Below are 17,798 nucleotides of genomic sequence, written 5' to 3'. Positions count from 1 at the left end.
AGCTCATGATTTTTTCCTGTTAAGATAATCTCTTCTTAGTTGCCCACAAGCAGCATTCACATCTGCCCCCATTTCTCTCCTTATAGTAGTATTTACTCCATTTTTGATTAGAATATCTTTAAAGCTCTGTATTGATTTCTCATCAGATTTAGTATGAGTAAATTCTTTTATATTATTAAGGGGTATCAAATTCACGTGGCACAGCATATTTTTGAGCAATTTTATTATTTCTAATGCATCCTCTGGTCTATCATTTACGTCATAAATTAATGTATATTCGAAGGTTATTCTTCTGTTTGTTTTAGCAATATAATAGTTACAGGCTTCCATTATCTCGTGTAAACTATATCTATTGGCTATTGGCATAATATTCTTTCTTTCCTCATCAAATGGCGAGTGAAGAGAAATAGATAAATTAATGGGTATACCCTCCTCTGCCAAATCATATATCCTAGGAACAATCCCACAGGTTGAAATCGTAATATGTCTATATCCTAAATTTTGTCCATCTTTATCATGTATAATCTTTAAAAATTTCATCACATTGTCATAATTATCTAAAGGTTCTCCACTTCCCATTAACACTATATTTGAGATACTGATGCCTTGATCTTTTTGTATTTCGTAAAATTGTTCAAGTATTTCCCCTGGTAATAAGTTTCTTACTAGCCCACTTTTAGTTGAAGCACAAAACTTACAACCCATTCTGCATCCTACTTGAGTAGATAGGCACACAGAAATGCCATGCTTATACTTCATCATTACACTTTCAATGATATTTCCATCATCTAAGACAAATAAATATTTACTAGTATCATCATGTTTCGAATCTAGTCTTTCTGCTATTTTAAGCTTACTAATTAAAAAATCAGAATTCAGCTTGTCCCTTAGTCCTTGAGGAAGTTCTGTAATATCATCTATACAAGAAACCATCTTCTGATGTATCCATTTAAAGGTCTGATGAGCTCTGTACTTTTTTTCTCCAAGATTTGAAAACACTTCTTCTAATTCTTCTATTTCTAGCGACCTTAAGTCAATATTATTCAAAGAATCCCTCCTTAGACATTATATATTATATCATAATCATGTATAATTTAACTACTAGCTATATCTTATATTTTAATCATCTTAGCAATAAAAAAGCCATCTGTATTGTTAATATTAGGGTATAATTCGATATATCCATTTGTCGCAGACTTCTTCAGTTCAGTATTATTTATCAAGCTTTCAAAGCTTATAAGTTTAAAATTATTATTCTCCGTGAATTTTCTAATTAGGTGGATATTTTCATCTCTTTGTATTGTACAGGTGCTATAAACTAAAAGACCTCCATTTTTAACATACATACTGCTATTCATTAGTATTTCATATTGTAATTCCGCTATTTCAATTAGATTGTCTTTCTCCTTGTTCCACTTTATGTCTGGCTTTCTTCGTATCAGTCCTAGTCCAGAGCAAGGAGCATCTACAAGGCAATAATCAGCTTTACCAATTAATTTTTCATCTAAATCTAAAGCATTAAACTTTTCTAATTCAATAATATTAATTCCAAGTCTTTTAATATTTCCTTCAATCAGCTGAAGCTTATGCTCATGAATGTCCCTAGCAATTATCTTGCCTTCATTCTGCATTTTTTGAGCTATGTGGGTAGTTTTCCCTCCTGGTGCACTACAAACATCTATTACAAGACTTCCTGGACTTGGATCCATTATCTGAGCCACCATCATAGAGCTTTCATCTTGTATTTGAAATAAGCCACTTTTGAATTCTTCTGTGTCTGTTATTCTAACTGGATTATCTATTATTATACAATCATATGCATACTTACCTTCACTTACAATAAATCCTTTGCTTTCTAATTTCTCCATTAAATCCAGTTTAGAAATCTTTAATGTATTTACTCTTATATTTAACTTAGGCTTCTCATTATTGGCGATGCATAGCTCTTCTGTAAAACTTAAGCCATAATCACTCAACCATTTTTCCACCATCCATTTAGGATGAGAATATTTTACTGATAGATATTCTACAGGATCATTATTCCTTTTAGGAAATTCTAAATTGCTTTTATTCCTAGATATATTTCTCAATATTGCATTTACATAGCCTACAGAGCCTTTATGCCCATATTTTTTTGCTAGCTTCACTGATTCATTTACAGCAGCACTATCTGGTATTTTATCCATAAAAAGAATCTGATAGACTCCTATTCTTAATATTTCCTTGATTATAGGTGCTATTTTTTTAATCTTAACTTTTGAAAATTGCATAATAACCCAGTCTATTAAAAGCTTGTTTTCAATTACTCCATAAACCATTTCCCTTATTAAAGACTCGTCTAGGTTACTTATTCCTTCATTAATATTTCTAGTTATAGATATATTTGAATAAGCTTTTTCCTCATTAATTTCTCCTAGAATCTTAACTGCAATTTCTCTTGGGTTTTTATTCATTACTTCACCTCATAATATGATCTATCTAAATAAAAATAAGGGGTTACATATAACCCCTTTAATCTCTTCTCCTAGATAATGCCACTAATCTTAAAAGCTGTGCTATAGCAGTGAGAGTTGCAGCTACATAAGTTAAAGCGGCAGCATCTAATACTCGTTTTGTTGGAACTAATTCGTCCTGTGAAAGAAAGCTACCAGTTTCCAATTGTAATAACGCCCTTTTGCTAGCATTATATTCTACTGGGAGTGTAATTATTTGAAATAACACTACTCCTAAATACAACAAAATACCAGCACTGACTAAAGAAGGGAAACTAAATGCAAATCCCGCAATAATTAAAATCCAAACAAATCTTGCACCAAATCCTGCTATAGGCGCTATAGTATTTCTAAATATCAAAAATGAATAGCCGTCGGCATGCTGTATAGCATGACCTACCTCATGGGCGGCTACACCTAAAGAAGCAAGAGATGTACCATTATAAACTGTGCTGGAAAGTCTTAAAACTCTGCTTCTAGGATCATAATGGTCTGTAAGTCTTCCAGAAATATGTTCTATATTGACGTCATATAGTCCATTTCTATCTAATATCCTTCTAGCTACCTGTGCTCCAGTATAGCCTGACCTGCTACTGACCCTAGAATATTTGTTAAATGCACTCTGTATTTTTGATTGTGCATACATTGCAAAAAGAATAGCAGGAATTAAAAAGATAAATTCTGAATTAAAATAATAACCATACACTTTAAGCCCTCCTTATTAAATATTCTTTACTTCGTTAAGTCTAATTATATATTATTTTAATAAAGCTCCAATCTCAAATTCATTACCTCTTAAGAAGTCTGATACGCTCATTCCTTTTTTACCTGGAAACTGAATCTGTTTTATTAATATACAATTATCTAATGCATTTACATATATTCCATCATTATTTACTTTAACAACTCTTCCACTTTCTTCATCTTTAAATTTAGCTACAATATCAACTTCTAGTATTTTCATATTATTATCTTTATATGTGGTAAATGCCCCAGGCCACGGCTGAGTACCTCGGACTAGGTTTCTTATATTATCGGCTTTTTCATTCCATTTGATTTTTCCAAGATCCTTAGACATCATAGGTGCATAAGTTGCATTTTCATGATTCTGAGGAGTTCTACTAATATCTCCAGTCTCTAGACCTTTAATAGTCTCTATAAGTAATTCTGCCCCTATTTTCATGAGTCTATCATGAAGCCCACCAGCAGTCTCTCCATCATATATCTTGGTTTCGTTTTTTAGCAGCATATCTCCAGAATCCAATCCTCTCTCCATAACCATCGTCGTTACACCAGTTCTCTTTTCACCATTTATTATTGCCCAATTTATAGGAGCTGCCCCTCTATACTCAGGTAATAGAGAAGCATGTACATTTATGCAGCCAAACTTAGGAATATTTAATATGTCTTCCTTTAAGATTTGACCATAGGCTACTACTACTATTACATCTGGGCTTTCTTTTTTAATTATCTCTATACTTTCCTCGGAATTAATATTATCAGGCTGATACACATTTAAGTCTAGCTGTAAGGCCTTTTCTTTAACTGGAGTAAATAGTACCTTTTTCCCTCTTCCTTTTGCTTTGTCTGCTTGGGATATTACTAAAGATATTTCATGGCCATTATTAAATAAAGCCTCAAGTGTTGGGACAGAAAAGTCTGGAGTTCCCATAAATACAACCTTCATTTTAACACTCCTATTCTTCTTCTGAATTTATTACCCTATCAATATACAATATTCCATATAGATGATCAATTTCATGACAAAGTGCTCTGGCTAAAAGAGCTGTGCCTTCAATTACATTCTTATTTCCACCTATATCCAAATATTCTACTTTTACTTTTTCAGGTCTGCACACTTTTCCACTTTTTCCTGGAATACTTAAGCAACCTTCCATATCAATAATTTCTCCCTCTTCCTGCACAATTTTGGGATTAATTAATGCTATTGGTCCTTCACCAATATCTATTACTACCACTTTTTTAAGGATACCAACCTGTGGAGCTGCTAAGCCTACTCCTTCTTCTTTATACATTGTATCAAGCATATCCTGTACCAAAGTTTTTATTTTTTCATCAATTACGTCTACTTCTCTAGATTTTTTTCTTAAAATAGGATCGTCTTCATATCTTAACTGTCTAATAGCCATTTCATAACCTCCTAAATGATTGAAACTGGATTAATATCAATGCTTATATTAATGCTTTTATAATTATTCTTTATCCTATTGCTTATATTTACCCTATTTATTGCTTTAGTTATCATGGAAACATAACTTCTTTTTATTTTAATAATAATTTGACGCCTGTACTTCCCCTTTATTCTATAAATAGGAGCCTCCATAGGCCCTATGACTGCTTCTCTTAATTCAAGATTATTGGTCTCTTGATATATTTCTCGTCTAATATCCTCTGCAATTGAATTAGAAATATTATATGTATCCTTTTCATTTTCTCCTGAAATAATGATATTTATAATATCTGTAAATGGAGGATAGTTAAATTCTTTCCGTATTGATATTTCCTTATTGTAAAAGCTAATATAGTCATGAGACTTAGCAGTCATTATACTATAGTGCTCAGGTTCATACGTCTGAAGAACTACCTTACCATCATATTCTCCTCTTCCAGCTCTACCTCCGACTTGTGTCAATAATTGAAAAGTTCTTTCTGAAGCCTTAAAATCAGGTATATTAAGTGTAAGGTCTGCTGCAATTATCCCTACTAATGTTACATTGGGAAAATCTAACCCTTTTGAAATCATTTGGGTTCCAATGAGTATATCAATATCGCCCCTTTTCATTTTCCCTAATATTTTTTCGTGGCTTCCTTTAGCTGTGGTAGTGTCCATATCCATTCTGGCAGTTCTGGCATGAGGAAATAGTCTTTTTACTTCCTCTTCTACCCTTTGTGTCCCTGTTCCAAAGTATTTAATATATCTACTATTACAGCTAGGACATATAGTTGGCGGTTTTAGAGTATATCCGCAATAATGACATTTGAGTATATTTTGTGCCATATGATAAGTTAAAGAAATATCACATTCCTTACATTTTACAACATAGCCACATTTTCTACAAGAAATAAAAGTAGAAAATCCCCTTCTATTTAAAAAAAGTATAGCTTGCTTCCTAGCTTTAAGGGTTTCTACAATAGAATTATAAAGAGCATTGCTAAACATAGATTTGTTGCCATTATCCAGTTCTTTTTTCATATCTATGACTTCAATCTTAGGCATTTCTTTGCTGTTTACTCTGTTTGGCAGTTCTAATAACTTGTATTCTTTTTGCTTTGCTCTATAATAGCTTTCCATAGATGGGGTTGCAGAGCCAAGAACTAGGGTAGCCCCTTCAATTTCACATCTTTTTTCTCCTAATTCTATTGCATTGTATTTTGGATTCATGCTGGATTTATAACTTGCCTCATGTTCCTCATCAATAATAATGAATGCTAGGTTGTCAAAGGGAGCAAAAATTGCAGACCGAGCTCCTACAGCAATTTGTACTTCACCTTCTTTTATCTTTCTCCATTCATCGTATCTTTCACCATTTGATAATCTACTATGCAAGACAGCTACATTATTTCTAAATCTTCCTGCAAACCTTTCAACAGTCTGAGGAGTAAGAGATATTTCTGGAACTAGCACAATAGCTTGTTTGCCCTCTTCAAGAACCCTTTCGATTAATTGAAGATAAACTTCTGTCTTTCCACTTCCAGTCACTCCGTGAATTAAATACTTGCTAAAACCATTTTCAAGATAATCATTATATATATTATCTACACAATCTTTTTGCTCCTTTGTCAATTTAACTTTATTATATGGAGCAATCTCTTTAGTTATAGCATCTCGTTTAACTTCCATGTCTATAATCTCAACATATCCTTTTTCCTCTAATGACTTTAATGAGCTTAAGCTGCAGTTAGTATTAATCATCATATTCTTTAAGCTTATGGACTCGATATCCTTCAGATATTTGATTATTTCAATCTGTTTGGTTGCATTTTTAGCTAATGCACCAAGAATTGCCTCAGTATCTGCAGGACAAAAACAGGTCTTTACAAACTTCTCATATTTTATATTTACATCAGAATTAACTTTCTTAGTAATCTCAACTATTTCACTTTTAACTAATGAATCTATGCTCGAGTTGATATTTTTTATTCCAGTTGCTTCTCTAATTTGTTGTAGCTCCGCTTCTCCATGCTCTTTTAGGTAATCTATTATCCTTAACTGATTTTTAGACTTTATTTTTTTATAATCCTCTTCCTCATTACTAACTAAGTTTATGATTTCAATTACTTTATTTGTCGTCCCAGAAGGCATCATGGTTCTAAAAATATCAGTATATTGAGCCAAATATTTATCCTTCATCCAAAACCCTAATTTAACAAGATTTTTAGATAGAATAAGGTCATCGTTAAAAATACTCTTTATAGGCTTTATTCTTTTATAATCTATATCTGTATCACTAATTATATTCACTATTATTCCTTCAACTAGCTTATTGCCAATTCCAAAAGGAACTAGTGTTTTCTTTCCGATTTCAACATCTTCTTTATATCCCTCTGGCACAATATATGTGTAAAATCTATCAGTGCTTGAGCTTGCGTTGTCTACGACTACTTCAACAAACATTCTATCAGTCATAAAATCCAACCTTTCAATTTAAGCATAAAAAATATTTTAAAAGCTAGATATTTACATAATAAGGATTAACCTCTACCATGTCAAACATCTAGCTCTAATTAGCAATTTAGCATTGCAGAAATCTTATCTATAATGGCCCTTGCTACGTCTTCTTTTTTCATCATTGGATAATCTGTCGCAGATCCGTTTTTATCAACAATAGTCACTATATTAGTATCACTTTTGAATCCTGCATTTTCTGCTAATACGTTATTTGCAACAATAAAATCTAGATTCTTTTTATCAATCTTTTTCCTTGCATTTTCAATAATGTTTTCTGTTTCTGCAGCAAAACCTATTATTATTTGTTTTTTCTTAATTTTACCGAAATGTGCTGCAATGTCTGGATTCTTAACAAATTTAAGTTCAATTTCATCTTTTTCTTTCTTAATTTTATGCTCACTGACTGAAACTGGTCTATAATCAAGTGGCGCCGCTGCCTTAATAAGTACATGACAATCATCAAAATATCTACCTACTGCATTGAACATTTCTTGAGTAGTATTTATCCTAATAAATTCAACTCCTAAAGGAGGCTCCAAATTCACTGGTCCAGATATTAGTGTAACCTCTGCCCCCTGCTGTTGAGCTACCTTAGCTAAAGCAAATCCCATTTTTCCACTTGAATAATTAGTCATATATCTTACAGGATCAAGGGGTTCTATAGTAGGTCCAGCAGTTATAATGATTTTCTTTCCTTTAAGCTGATTGCCATTAAACGAACCTATTATATAATCTACTATATCACAAGGTTCTGCCATTTTGCCCTCTCCAATATCTCCACAGGCTAGTCTGCCAGATCCAGGTTTAATAAATTCATAGCCATGTTCTTTCAGCTTGTTCATATTTTCTTTAAAAATAATATTATTATACATATTCGTATTCATAGCTGGAGCAAAAATTACTTTTGCTCTAGTAGCCATTATTGTAGTACTTAACATATCATCTGCAATACCGTTAGCTACCTTTCCAATAATATTGGCTGTTGCTGGAGCCACTAAAAAAACATCTGCTTTTTTTGCTAGAGAAATATGTTCAATCTTCCATTGCTTTGGTTCATTAAATATATTTACAGTGACGGGATTCTGCGATATTGATTGAAAGGTTAAGGGTGCTACAAATTCGGCTGCCGATTTGGTCATTATTATATCTATATTAGCATTTAGCTTTTTTAACCTACTAACTACATCTACAGCCTTATACACAGCAATACCACCAGAAACGCCCATTACAATGTTTTTTCCACTAAGCATTTTTCACACCTCACGATATTGCTTACTTATATGTCTGTGGTCTTGTATACGTAACCTTATGCTCTGATACCTCTTGCACTGCAATAGATACTGGTTTACTAGACTTTGGATCTACTAAAGGCTCCGAACCATCAACGATTTGTCTAGCTCTTTTAGAAACTAATAAAACTAAAGTGTATCTACTGTCTACATTTTTTAATAATTCATTAATTGAAGGGTATAACATAAAAAACCTCCTAAATCTTTTTAATAATATCTGTTTGTCTATTAACTTTACATCTTTCTGCTTCAATGATAGATTCTATTTTTTTTACAGCTACTCCTATTTCATCATTAAATACTGCATAATCATACTTGAATACATATTCGATTTCCTTATATGCAGTTTCAAATCTTCTTGCAATTGCTTCTTCAGTCTCTGTTCCCCTATTGACAATTCTTTTCTTTAATTCTTCCATTGATGGCGGCATTATGAAAATAAAAACTCCATCAGGATAAATTTCCTTTACTTTTAGTGCTCCCTGTATATCAATCTCTAGTAGAACATCCTGTCCCTTATCAATCTTATCCAAGACATATTTTTTAGGAGTACCATAATAGTTTCCATGCACATATGCATATTCAAGGAATTCGTCCTTTTCCACCATGTCTTCAAATTCTTTTCTATCAATGAAATAATAGCTTATTTTATCTATTTCACCAGTTCTTGCCTCCCTTGTAGTTGCAGATACTGATAAGCTAATTTTGTCATTGTCACTAAGTAGACGTTTACAAACTGTCCCCTTGCCTACACCTGATGGACCTGAAATTACAACAAGCAACCCATTTCCCATTCAGCTCTCCTCTTTTCGTTGTTATATAATTACTCCATCTCACTGCTGTCTTTACTATTTAATCTATGTGCTACTGTTTCTGGCTGTACTGCTGATAAGATAATATGGTCACTATCTGTAATGACTACAGCCCTAGTTCTTCTTCCATACGTAGCATCAATAAGCATTCCTCTATCTCTAGCTTCTTGAATTATTCTCTTAATGGGTGCTGATTCAGGACTTACTACAGCTATAATTCTGTTAGCTGATACAATATTGCCAAAACCTATATTAATAAGCTTTATACTCATGATTATCCTCCTTCTTATTTAATTATTCAATATTTTGAATTTGCTCTCTAACTTTCTCCATTTCGCTTTTTAGTTCAACTACATAATTGGTAATAATTATATCGCCAACTTTTGAGCCAATTGTATTTACCTCTCGGTTCATTTCTTGAACTAAAAAGTCTAGTTTTCTGCCCACAGAGTCTTCATCAGATTCTAATATATCAATAAATTGATTAATATGACTATAAAGCCTTACTATTTCTTCATCAATACTACTTTTGTCAGCATAAAAGGCTACTTCATTTGCCAGTTTACTTTCATCAATTTCATATTTTTCATCTAGGAGCTCTTTAATTCTATTACAAAGCTTTTCCTTATATTCTATTACTATTAAAGGTGCTCTGTTTTCAATTTGCTTTACTATTTCTCTTATATTAAGAAGCTTAGACTTAATATTCTTGGAAAGCTCCTTCCCTTCCTCTATTCTCATAGCAATTAAGCTCTTTAATGCTATGTCAACTGCTCTACTCAAGCAAAGCCATATCTCGTCTTCGTCCTCTTCTCTTTTACTAGTCTTTAATATGTCAGGAAATTTAGCAAATAGCTCTACTGAAACCTCATTCTTTAATCCAATCTCCTCACACAATAAGTCAATTGCCTTTTTATAAGATCTAGCTAGGGGCAAATCCACATTTACCTCTACATCCCCTTCTCCAACATACTCTAGACTAATATAAGCCTCTACTCTTCCTCTGCTAATAACATTTCTAATTTTCTTCTTTACGTTTTCTTCTAGGTATCCGATATGCTTAGGCATCTTTACCAGAGTATCATTATATCTATGATTTACAGATTTAATCTCTACTGTAAAGTTTCTCAAGCCATCATTCATTTCTCCCCTACCAAATCCTGTCATGCTCTTTATCAAGCTTCTCATCCTTCCCCAAACTATTATAATCAATTTTACCACAAAATACACTAGTGTCAATGTCATGAATCAAGTAATATACAATTATATAATTTAATTTTGTCCATATATTTTTTTTGAATACTTTATAGATTCTCAATAAAAAATGATATATATATATAATTTGACTTTATAAGCTTTAAACCTTCACTCTATTACGAAATTTTAACAACTATATTATTTTTTATCAATTTTTATGATAATTTTAGAAATTATTATGAGATTTTTAAATTTTATTATTTTCTATTTGAAATAAAAAATGTTATACTTTATTAAAACATATTTGGAGGAATTATTATGTCTTTTGACGGAATAGTAATGAATGCATTAGTATATGAATTATCTAACTTGTTAAAAAACGGGAGAATAGAAAAAATATATCAGCCTGAAAATGATGAAATAGTCTTAAGTATAAGAAATGAAAGCAAAAATTATAAGCTTCTGATTTCTGCTAGCAGTAGTAATCCTAGAGTGTATATTACTAATGAAACAAAAACAAATCCAATGGCACCACCTATGTTTTGTATGCTGCTTAGAAAGCATCTGCAAAGTGGAAAATTGATCGACATCTATCAGCATTCTATGGATAGAGTTTTATGCATCGACATACAAAGCCTAGATGAGCTTGGAGTATTATCTACTAAAGCTCTAATTATTGAGATTATGGGAAAGCATAGTAATATAATACTAATTGAAAAAGATTCAAATAAAATAATAGATTCTGTAAAAAGAGTCCCTATATCCGTAAGCAGTGTTAGACAGATTCTACCTGGACTTGAATATAAAAATCCTCCTTCTCAGGGAAAGCTAGCACCTTTTAATTTATCTAAAGAAGATTTTATTAGCTTTATAGATAAATCTGAGAAAGGAATGTATGTATACAAAGCATTATATGGAAATATCATCGGCTTAAGTCCTTTGTTAGCAAGAGAAATATGTTATCGAGCTAGCCTCGATGATAGTATGATAGTTGGACAATTACAGCAAGATAGTCTTAATAATCTTTATTTTTCCTTTAAAGAATTTTATGACAAAATTAATGATAATATATTTTCTCCAGCTATGGTAAAAAATAAAGATGAAAGCGAAATCATAGCTTTTTCAGCAGTAGATATACTACAATATGGCGATATGCCAAAAACCCAATATATTTCTATAAATGAATTACTGGAAGATTTCTATATTACTAGAGATAAAATAGATAGAATCAAGCATAAGTCAATTGATTTAAGAAAATCTATTTCTGTAAAGCTTGATAGAGCCCTTAACAAATTTGCAAAACAAAAAGAAGAACTATTAGAGGCAGAAGGAAGAGAAATATTTAAGATTTATGGAGATCTATTGACAGCAAATCTTCATAGGATTGAAAAAAAACAAACTTCTATAGTATTAGAAAACTACTATAGGGAGGATTTAGAGAAGATTTGCATACATCTAGATCCAAGATTGTCTCCCATTCAAAATGCTCAAAAATATTATAAAAAATATAATAAGCTAAAAAATGCATATCAGCTTGTTAGCGAACAAATTATAAAAACGCAAGAGGAAATAGATTATTTAGAAAATGTACTGATAAGCCTTGAAAATTGTACTGAACTAAGGGAAATAGAAGAAATAAGAGAAGAGCTGGTTAACGAAGGCTATGTAAAAAAATCTTCTTCAAAAGTAAAAAAGAAAGAAAAAGAAGTATATTCTTCTCCACTTCATTTTATATCCTCAGATGGATATGATATTTTTGTAGGAAAAAATAATAAGCAAAATGACTATCTTACTTTGAAGCTTTCTAGCAAAGAGGATATTTGGATGCATACTAAAAATATTCCTGGTTCGCATATAATAATAAAAGCTAAGGACAGTCAAATTTCTGAAGAAACTATAATAGAAGCGGCGATGCTTGCAGCATATCATAGCAAGGCTAAATTATCTAGTAATGTTCCAGTTGATTATACTGAAAGAAAAAATGTAAAAAAACCTAGTGGTGCTAAGCCTGGTATGGTTATATATGATTACTACAATACGGTTTATGTCACACCTGAAAAAGAATTGATTAATAAATTGACTAAATTAGAGTAATACCTAAAAACTCCAGCTAAAATAGGGGCCACTAAAAATTTCGTTTTTTTGTTTGTCATTCTGAGATGCAGTCGAAGAATCTTATGTTTTCAATGCATGAGAGATCCTTCGCTGATGCTCAGGATGACAAAAAAGACTTTTTCAGTGACCATCTAAAATGCTGGAGTTTTTTAGGGTTACAGTTTATTTATCAGAACTTGGCTTGCACCATCAGTTTCATAGAAATTTACGCTGACAATTTCATCTCTAGAAGTGGGAACATTTTTCCCTACAAAATCAGCTCTTATTGGAAGCTCTCTATGTCCTCTATCAATTAATATTGCTAATTGAATTTTCTGGGGTCTTCCCTTATCTATTAATGCATCAAGGGCTGCTCTAACAGTCCTTCCTGTAAATAAAACATCGTCCACTAATACGACTATTTTGTTAGTAATATCATAATTAAATTCTTCTGTACTCACTATTGGTCTACTATTTATTTCTGTCAAATCATCTCTGTATAAGGTTATATCTAGAATTTGAACAGGTACAGCTTTATTCTCTATTTCCTTAATTCTATCAGCAATTCTTTGGGCAAATGGTACTCCTCTAGTCTTTATGCCTACTAATATTAAATCATCAACACTTCTATTTTTTTCTAATATTTCATGGGATATTCTAGTGATAGCTCTATTTACAGCATTTTCGTCCATTACTATAGCCTTCGTATCCATATTAGTCCCTCCTGTATTACTTTTTTAAAACAAAAAACTTCTTATAGCTATTGATAAGAAGTTTAAACCAAACCTTATCAACCTCACAGAGCTAATTTAAAGGATGTTAACTATATTTTATGAATATTGCCTTTTTATAAACTATTTATTCCTTTGTATCACTTTAATATGTTTAGCACATTAGTAAAATGTTCTGGTAAAGAAGAATCAAATTCTAAGTATTCTCTAGTTCTAGGATGGATAAATCCTATAGTTTTAGCATGTAGAAGTTGTCCATTAGTTTTGAATCTCTGATTTTTTCCTCCATAAACAGGATCACCAGTTACAGCATGGTTGATAAAAGACATATGGACCCTTATCTGATGTGTTCTACCAGTTTTAAGCTTTGCCTCAATTAGTGTATATTGTCCGAATCTCTCTAATACCTTAAAATGAGTTACAGCTTCTCTACTATTTATATCTGTTACTGTCATCTTTTTTCTATCTACTGGATGCCTACCTATTGGTGCATCTACTGTTCCCTTTTCTTCTTTTATATTGCCGTCTACAAGAGCATTGTAAATTCTATTAATGGTATGAGCCTTTAACTGTTTGGATAGCTCTTCATGGGCTAAATTGTTTTTTGCAACCATTAATAAACCAGAGGTATCCTTATCTATTCTATGGACAATGCCTGGTCTGATTATGCCATTGATATTAGACAGGCTGTTTAAATGATACAGCAATGCATTTACTAAAGTTCCGCTATAGTTTCCAGGGGCAGGATGCACTACCATACCCTGAGGTTTATTTACTATAGCTACATCTCCATCCTCATATACAATATCAATAGGAATATTTTCTGGTTCTATCTCTAGCTTTTTAGGTTCTGGAAGGTGTACTTGTATATAATCTCCTTCAGAAACAATACACTTTGCTTTCACTACTTTATCGTTTACCTTAACTAGTCCTTCTTTTATAAGCTTTTGAATATATGACCTTGAAACATCATTTAGCTCTTGAGATAGATATATATCTAATCTTTCGTTATCCTCACCATTGACAAATATCTCTAACAATTCCATAGTTAACACTCTTCCTAAAGCTCATATTTATTAAAAATCACTAAATAGCATATTAGAATTGTAGCTATTACAATCGAACTATCTGCTATGTTAAATACGGGAAAGTCATACAAGCCCCAAAAGTTTACATCGACAAAATCAATTACATAGCCTAATCTTACTCTATCTATAAGATTTCCTATAGCTCCTCCGATTACCATGGCTAATGCTATCTTCATTGTAATAGTCAAATTAGTATTTGTCTTTATGTAAACAATGATCCCTATCACTACTATAGTCGTAATTATAATAAAAAATATCTTTTTATTCTGTAATATACCAAAGGCAGCTCCAAAATTTTCTACATAGTTAAGTCGTAAAAAGTTTTCTATAATGACTACTGGAGCATTTCCCTTAAGTAATTGTACTGCATAGAACTTAGTTATTTGATCTAATAAGATTATTATTATACTTATTGCTGCATATAGCATTTGTGACCTCCTCAAAATAGTATAATACTATTTTAAATTATAAAGCTTCTTTTTACAACAGCAAGTCATCAAAATATTAATAATGAGATTTTCCTGTTTATTATAAAAATATGGCTAGATTCATATCCAGCCATTAATCAGAAAAGTCTTTTTTCTTAGTATCATCATATTGTTTCCTATAGTATTCTTCAGATATTCCTTCCACTTCCTCAACTAAACCATGCTCTATATCATCAAATACGCCCTGATTATCGCCAGTTGCAAAGTAAGGATCTCCTAAAACATCATTAAACTTCATAACAGACTGTAAGCTATCTTCACCATCAAATCCTACCTTATCTTCAATTGTATGGTCTGTATTAGAACCTCCATAAGGAAATTGAATAGTCTCCTCTTCTTCAGGGCGATAACTCATTTTTTTATCTACAGGTACTTCACGGTCTGAACATTTTATACAAATGCTTGTATATGGAATTATCTCTAATCTATCTTCATCTATATTTTTCCCGCACACTGTACATATTCCATATGAACCATTCTCTATTCTGTCTAATGCCTCATCTATTTCATCAACAATACTGGATTGACTACTTTTTAAGCTCATGTTTTGTGACATCATAAACATTTCAGTTCCCAAATCAGCAGGATGATTATCATAACTAGATAATTCATCAAAGTACTCTCTCATTGAAGCGTTTGGTTCATTTGAATTCATAAGTTCTAGGGTATTAAGTAAATCCTTCTTTTCATTCATCAATAGTTCCTTAAAATGCTTTAACTTTTGTTTATCCATTTCCTCCTCCTACAATCTTTCTTGTACAATCCTTACTATCTCAGCAATAAAGTCTCCGATTAAAGGTATATTCCATGAAATCAATTTTTGCAAAATATATATTGCTAAGGCGCCTAATACAGTGAAACCAATTGCCATGCCAAAGCCTCTTGCTAATCCTCCTATAAAATTAATATATATCAGTCTTTTTTTATTATTTACAAAATCTACGTATTCATGTATTTTTGCCTTCTCTAGGTTATTAGCTAGTTCTTCTAATCTTTTCTCTATTCCATTGTTTTCGCTCACAGTTAAATCCCCCTTATAATAATCTTCCCAAAAGATTTAATTTATAATCAGGTATATATAATGTATTTTGCCTATATATATTATATTACATTATATTACATTTAATAAAAATATAAAAGGCTTTAAGCAGCTTAGAAATACTCTAAAACTGATAAAGCCCTTCAATAAGCTCTCTGACTTTGTTGACTTAGACTAAGTAAAGAAAGCTAATAATATATAGAAAAATAGTAAATTGTTTTTTTTGAATTTTGCTCCCCATATTTGTACTAATAATATGAAAAAAAACAATAAATAGTCTGCATGTTCTACCTTATTATCAAAATACATTATATCACCTCAATATTCCAATAATATATTCAGTACTAGAAAATATATATTTTGGTCCTATTATATATTATGGAATATTGAACTACTTGTGCAAATTAGCTATTTAAGTTATCCATACAATTCTTAATTGCCTCAATATCAGATAATACTGCTCTCATCTCTTCAAAGTTCAGTGACTGCTTACCATCTGATAACGCCTCACATGGATTAGGATGAGCTTCAATCATAACACCATCTGCTCCTATAGCTACAGAGGCTCTAGTTAAAGGTCTAATTAATTCTTTTCTACCTGTACCATGACTTGGATCTACAATAATGGGTAGATTTGTTAATTCCTTAATTATAGGGACTACAGTCAAGTCAAGAGTATTCCTTGTATATTCCTCAAAGGTTCTAATTCCTCTCTCACAAAGAATAATCTTGTCATTACCCTCTGATGCAATATACTCGGCAGCCATTACCCATTCTTCTATAGTTGCAGCCATCCCTCTTTTTAAAAGCACAGGCTTATTAAATTTACCTACTTCTTTTAATAAGGTGTAGTTTTGCATATTTCTCGATCCTATCTGAAATATATCAACATAATCATAGGAAGCCTCTAAATCTCTAGGATCCATAACTTCTGATATAACTTTCATATTATGCCTTTTGCCAGCATTTTTCAAAAGTCTTAAGCCTTCAAGTCCCAATCCTTGAAAAGTATATGGAGAAGTCCTAGGCTTGAATGCTCCACCTCTGAGTATTTTAATTCCCATACTGCTTAGAGCTTCTGCTGCCAATTCAATTTGCTCTTCATTCTCTACTGCACAAGGACCTGATATAATCGTAAATTCTCTTTCTCCTATCCTTATACCGTCTCCTAAATCAATAATTTTTCTGCTATTTCCATCGTTTTTTATAATAAACATATCCATTTATAGTCCTCCAAAAAGCGTATAAAAAAATAAACATTACATAAATAGTTTAAACATATAAACTAAAGAATATGAATTCTTATTTTTTTGTTTTCTATTTCATTATATAGTCATATTTAAAAGTGTCAAGTAAAAATAAAAGGATACGTAATAAAAAAATACATATCCTTTACTCTTTGCTATTGTCTATTCCTAAATCATTATAATAGTCATTTATTGATTCCAGCTGTGATTGAAGTAATGTCTTAAACCTAGTTTTAAATACTAGCATATCTTTTTTTAGGGTCTCATACTCCTCACATACTTTCAAAGCTTCATTCCTAGCATCTTCAATAATTCTTTTAGAATCATCTTCTGCTTCCTTAATAATTAAATCTGCATTTTTCTTTGCATTAATCTTAACCTCTTCAGCAGTACTTTGGGCTACGACTAAAGTGTTTTGCAGGGTCTCTTCAATTTTATTATAATGCTTTATTTGATCATTCAACATCGAAATCTTGTCTTTAAGCTCTATATTTTCTTTAAATATATTTTCATAGTCTATCATGATTTCATCAAGAAAAGCATCTACATCTGTTTCTTTATATCCTCTTACTCCTCTTTTAAACTCTTTGTTCTGAATGTCAAGTGGTGTAAGCATATTGTATTGTCATCC

The 17,798-nt window shown here is 31.5% G+C and carries 19 protein-coding genes; 1 reads left to right on the top strand and 18 read right to left on the bottom strand.

All coding sequences use genetic code 11. The features are described 5' to 3' along the window. Window positions 1-3: 3 nt before the first annotated feature. From rlmN to QO263_RS11580, 11 genes are all read right to left on the bottom strand, one after another. Window positions 4-1,047: a dual-specificity RNA methyltransferase RlmN gene (rlmN, locus tag QO263_RS11630; protein WP_285621508.1), complete on the bottom strand. Its 1,044-nt coding sequence runs from the start codon at window positions 1,045-1,047 to the stop codon at window positions 4-6. 65 nt (window positions 1,048-1,112) lie between these two features. Then, window positions 1,113-2,453, bottom strand: a complete 1,341-nt coding sequence (gene rsmB / locus QO263_RS11625; RefSeq protein ID WP_285621506.1) for a 16S rRNA (cytosine(967)-C(5))-methyltransferase RsmB — start codon at window positions 2,451-2,453, stop codon at window positions 1,113-1,115. Window positions 2,454-2,511: 58 nt separating this feature from the next. Beyond that, complete coding sequence (locus QO263_RS11620; RefSeq protein WP_285621503.1) at window positions 2,512-3,198, bottom strand: zinc metallopeptidase; 687 nt, start codon at window positions 3,196-3,198, stop codon at window positions 2,512-2,514. 51 nt (window positions 3,199-3,249) lie between these two features. Beyond that, entirely contained in the window at window positions 3,250-4,179 is a 930-nt protein-coding gene (fmt, locus tag QO263_RS11615) for a methionyl-tRNA formyltransferase (RefSeq protein ID WP_285621500.1), read from the bottom strand. 10 nt (window positions 4,180-4,189) lie between these two features. Beyond that, a complete protein-coding gene (gene def / locus QO263_RS11610) occupies window positions 4,190-4,642 on the bottom strand; it encodes a peptide deformylase (protein ID WP_285621496.1) in 453 nt (150 codons plus the stop codon). A gap of 11 nt (window positions 4,643-4,653) precedes the next feature. Next, window positions 4,654-7,140: a primosomal protein N' gene (gene priA, locus QO263_RS11605; RefSeq protein ID WP_285621494.1), complete on the bottom strand. Its 2,487-nt coding sequence runs from the start codon at window positions 7,138-7,140 to the stop codon at window positions 4,654-4,656. Window positions 7,141-7,238: 98 nt separating this feature from the next. Then, window positions 7,239-8,432 (bottom strand): bifunctional phosphopantothenoylcysteine decarboxylase/phosphopantothenate--cysteine ligase CoaBC, encoded by a 1,194-nt coding sequence (gene coaBC / locus QO263_RS11600; RefSeq protein WP_285621493.1) that lies wholly within the window; start codon window positions 8,430-8,432, stop codon window positions 7,239-7,241. 22 nt (window positions 8,433-8,454) lie between these two features. After that, window positions 8,455-8,658 (bottom strand): DNA-directed RNA polymerase subunit omega, encoded by a 204-nt coding sequence (gene rpoZ / locus QO263_RS11595; RefSeq protein ID WP_285621491.1) that lies wholly within the window; start codon window positions 8,656-8,658, stop codon window positions 8,455-8,457. 10 nt (window positions 8,659-8,668) lie between these two features. After that, the gene (gmk, locus tag QO263_RS11590; RefSeq protein ID WP_285621489.1) at window positions 8,669-9,265 is read right to left on the bottom strand and encodes a guanylate kinase; all 597 of its coding nucleotides are present in this window, start codon (window positions 9,263-9,265) and stop codon (window positions 8,669-8,671) included. A gap of 29 nt (window positions 9,266-9,294) precedes the next feature. Continuing rightward, window positions 9,295-9,555 (bottom strand): extracellular matrix/biofilm regulator RemA, encoded by a 261-nt coding sequence (gene remA, locus QO263_RS11585; RefSeq protein WP_285621487.1) that lies wholly within the window; start codon window positions 9,553-9,555, stop codon window positions 9,295-9,297. A 22-nt stretch (window positions 9,556-9,577) separates the two neighbouring features. After that, window positions 9,578-10,471 (bottom strand): YicC/YloC family endoribonuclease, encoded by an 894-nt coding sequence (locus tag QO263_RS11580; RefSeq protein ID WP_352168709.1) that lies wholly within the window; start codon window positions 10,469-10,471, stop codon window positions 9,578-9,580. Between the two features lie 327 nt (window positions 10,472-10,798). Between QO263_RS11580 and QO263_RS11575 the strand changes: the two genes are divergently transcribed. After that, window positions 10,799-12,574: an Rqc2 family fibronectin-binding protein gene (locus QO263_RS11575; RefSeq protein ID WP_285621484.1), complete on the top strand. Its 1,776-nt coding sequence runs from the start codon at window positions 10,799-10,801 to the stop codon at window positions 12,572-12,574. A gap of 176 nt (window positions 12,575-12,750) precedes the next feature. Here the strand turns inward: QO263_RS11575 and pyrR are convergent, their stop codons facing one another. From pyrR to QO263_RS11540, 7 genes are all read right to left on the bottom strand, one after another. Next, window positions 12,751-13,287, bottom strand: coding sequence for a bifunctional pyr operon transcriptional regulator/uracil phosphoribosyltransferase PyrR (pyrR, locus tag QO263_RS11570; RefSeq protein WP_285621481.1), 537 nt, complete (start codon window positions 13,285-13,287; stop codon window positions 12,751-12,753). Window positions 13,288-13,445: 158 nt separating this feature from the next. Further along, window positions 13,446-14,351 (bottom strand): RluA family pseudouridine synthase, encoded by a 906-nt coding sequence (locus QO263_RS11565; RefSeq protein WP_285621478.1) that lies wholly within the window; start codon window positions 14,349-14,351, stop codon window positions 13,446-13,448. A 14-nt stretch (window positions 14,352-14,365) separates the two neighbouring features. Further along, window positions 14,366-14,836 (bottom strand): signal peptidase II, encoded by a 471-nt coding sequence (lspA, locus tag QO263_RS11560; protein ID WP_285621477.1) that lies wholly within the window; start codon window positions 14,834-14,836, stop codon window positions 14,366-14,368. Window positions 14,837-14,954: 118 nt separating this feature from the next. After that, a complete protein-coding gene (locus QO263_RS11555; RefSeq protein ID WP_285621474.1) occupies window positions 14,955-15,614 on the bottom strand; it encodes a TraR/DksA C4-type zinc finger protein in 660 nt (219 codons plus the stop codon). Between the two features lie 9 nt (window positions 15,615-15,623). Continuing rightward, entirely contained in the window at window positions 15,624-15,902 is a 279-nt protein-coding gene (locus tag QO263_RS11550; protein WP_285621470.1) for a DUF5665 domain-containing protein, read from the bottom strand. Between the two features lie 422 nt (window positions 15,903-16,324). After that, window positions 16,325-17,143 carry a bifunctional 3-deoxy-7-phosphoheptulonate synthase/chorismate mutase gene (locus QO263_RS11545; RefSeq protein ID WP_285621467.1) on the bottom strand — a complete coding sequence of 273 codons (819 nt, stop codon included), beginning with the start codon at window positions 17,141-17,143 and terminating at the stop codon, window positions 16,325-16,327. 169 nt (window positions 17,144-17,312) lie between these two features. After that, window positions 17,313-17,783 (bottom strand): DivIVA domain-containing protein, encoded by a 471-nt coding sequence (locus tag QO263_RS11540; RefSeq protein ID WP_285621464.1) that lies wholly within the window; start codon window positions 17,781-17,783, stop codon window positions 17,313-17,315. Window positions 17,784-17,798 lie beyond the last annotated feature (15 nt).

Source organism: Proteiniborus sp. MB09-C3 (assembly GCF_030263895.1).
GTDB lineage: Bacteria > Bacillota > Clostridia > Tissierellales > Proteiniboraceae > Proteiniborus.
Note: the sequence above shows the minus strand (reverse complement) of the source record. Positions and strands in the feature narration are given on the sequence as shown.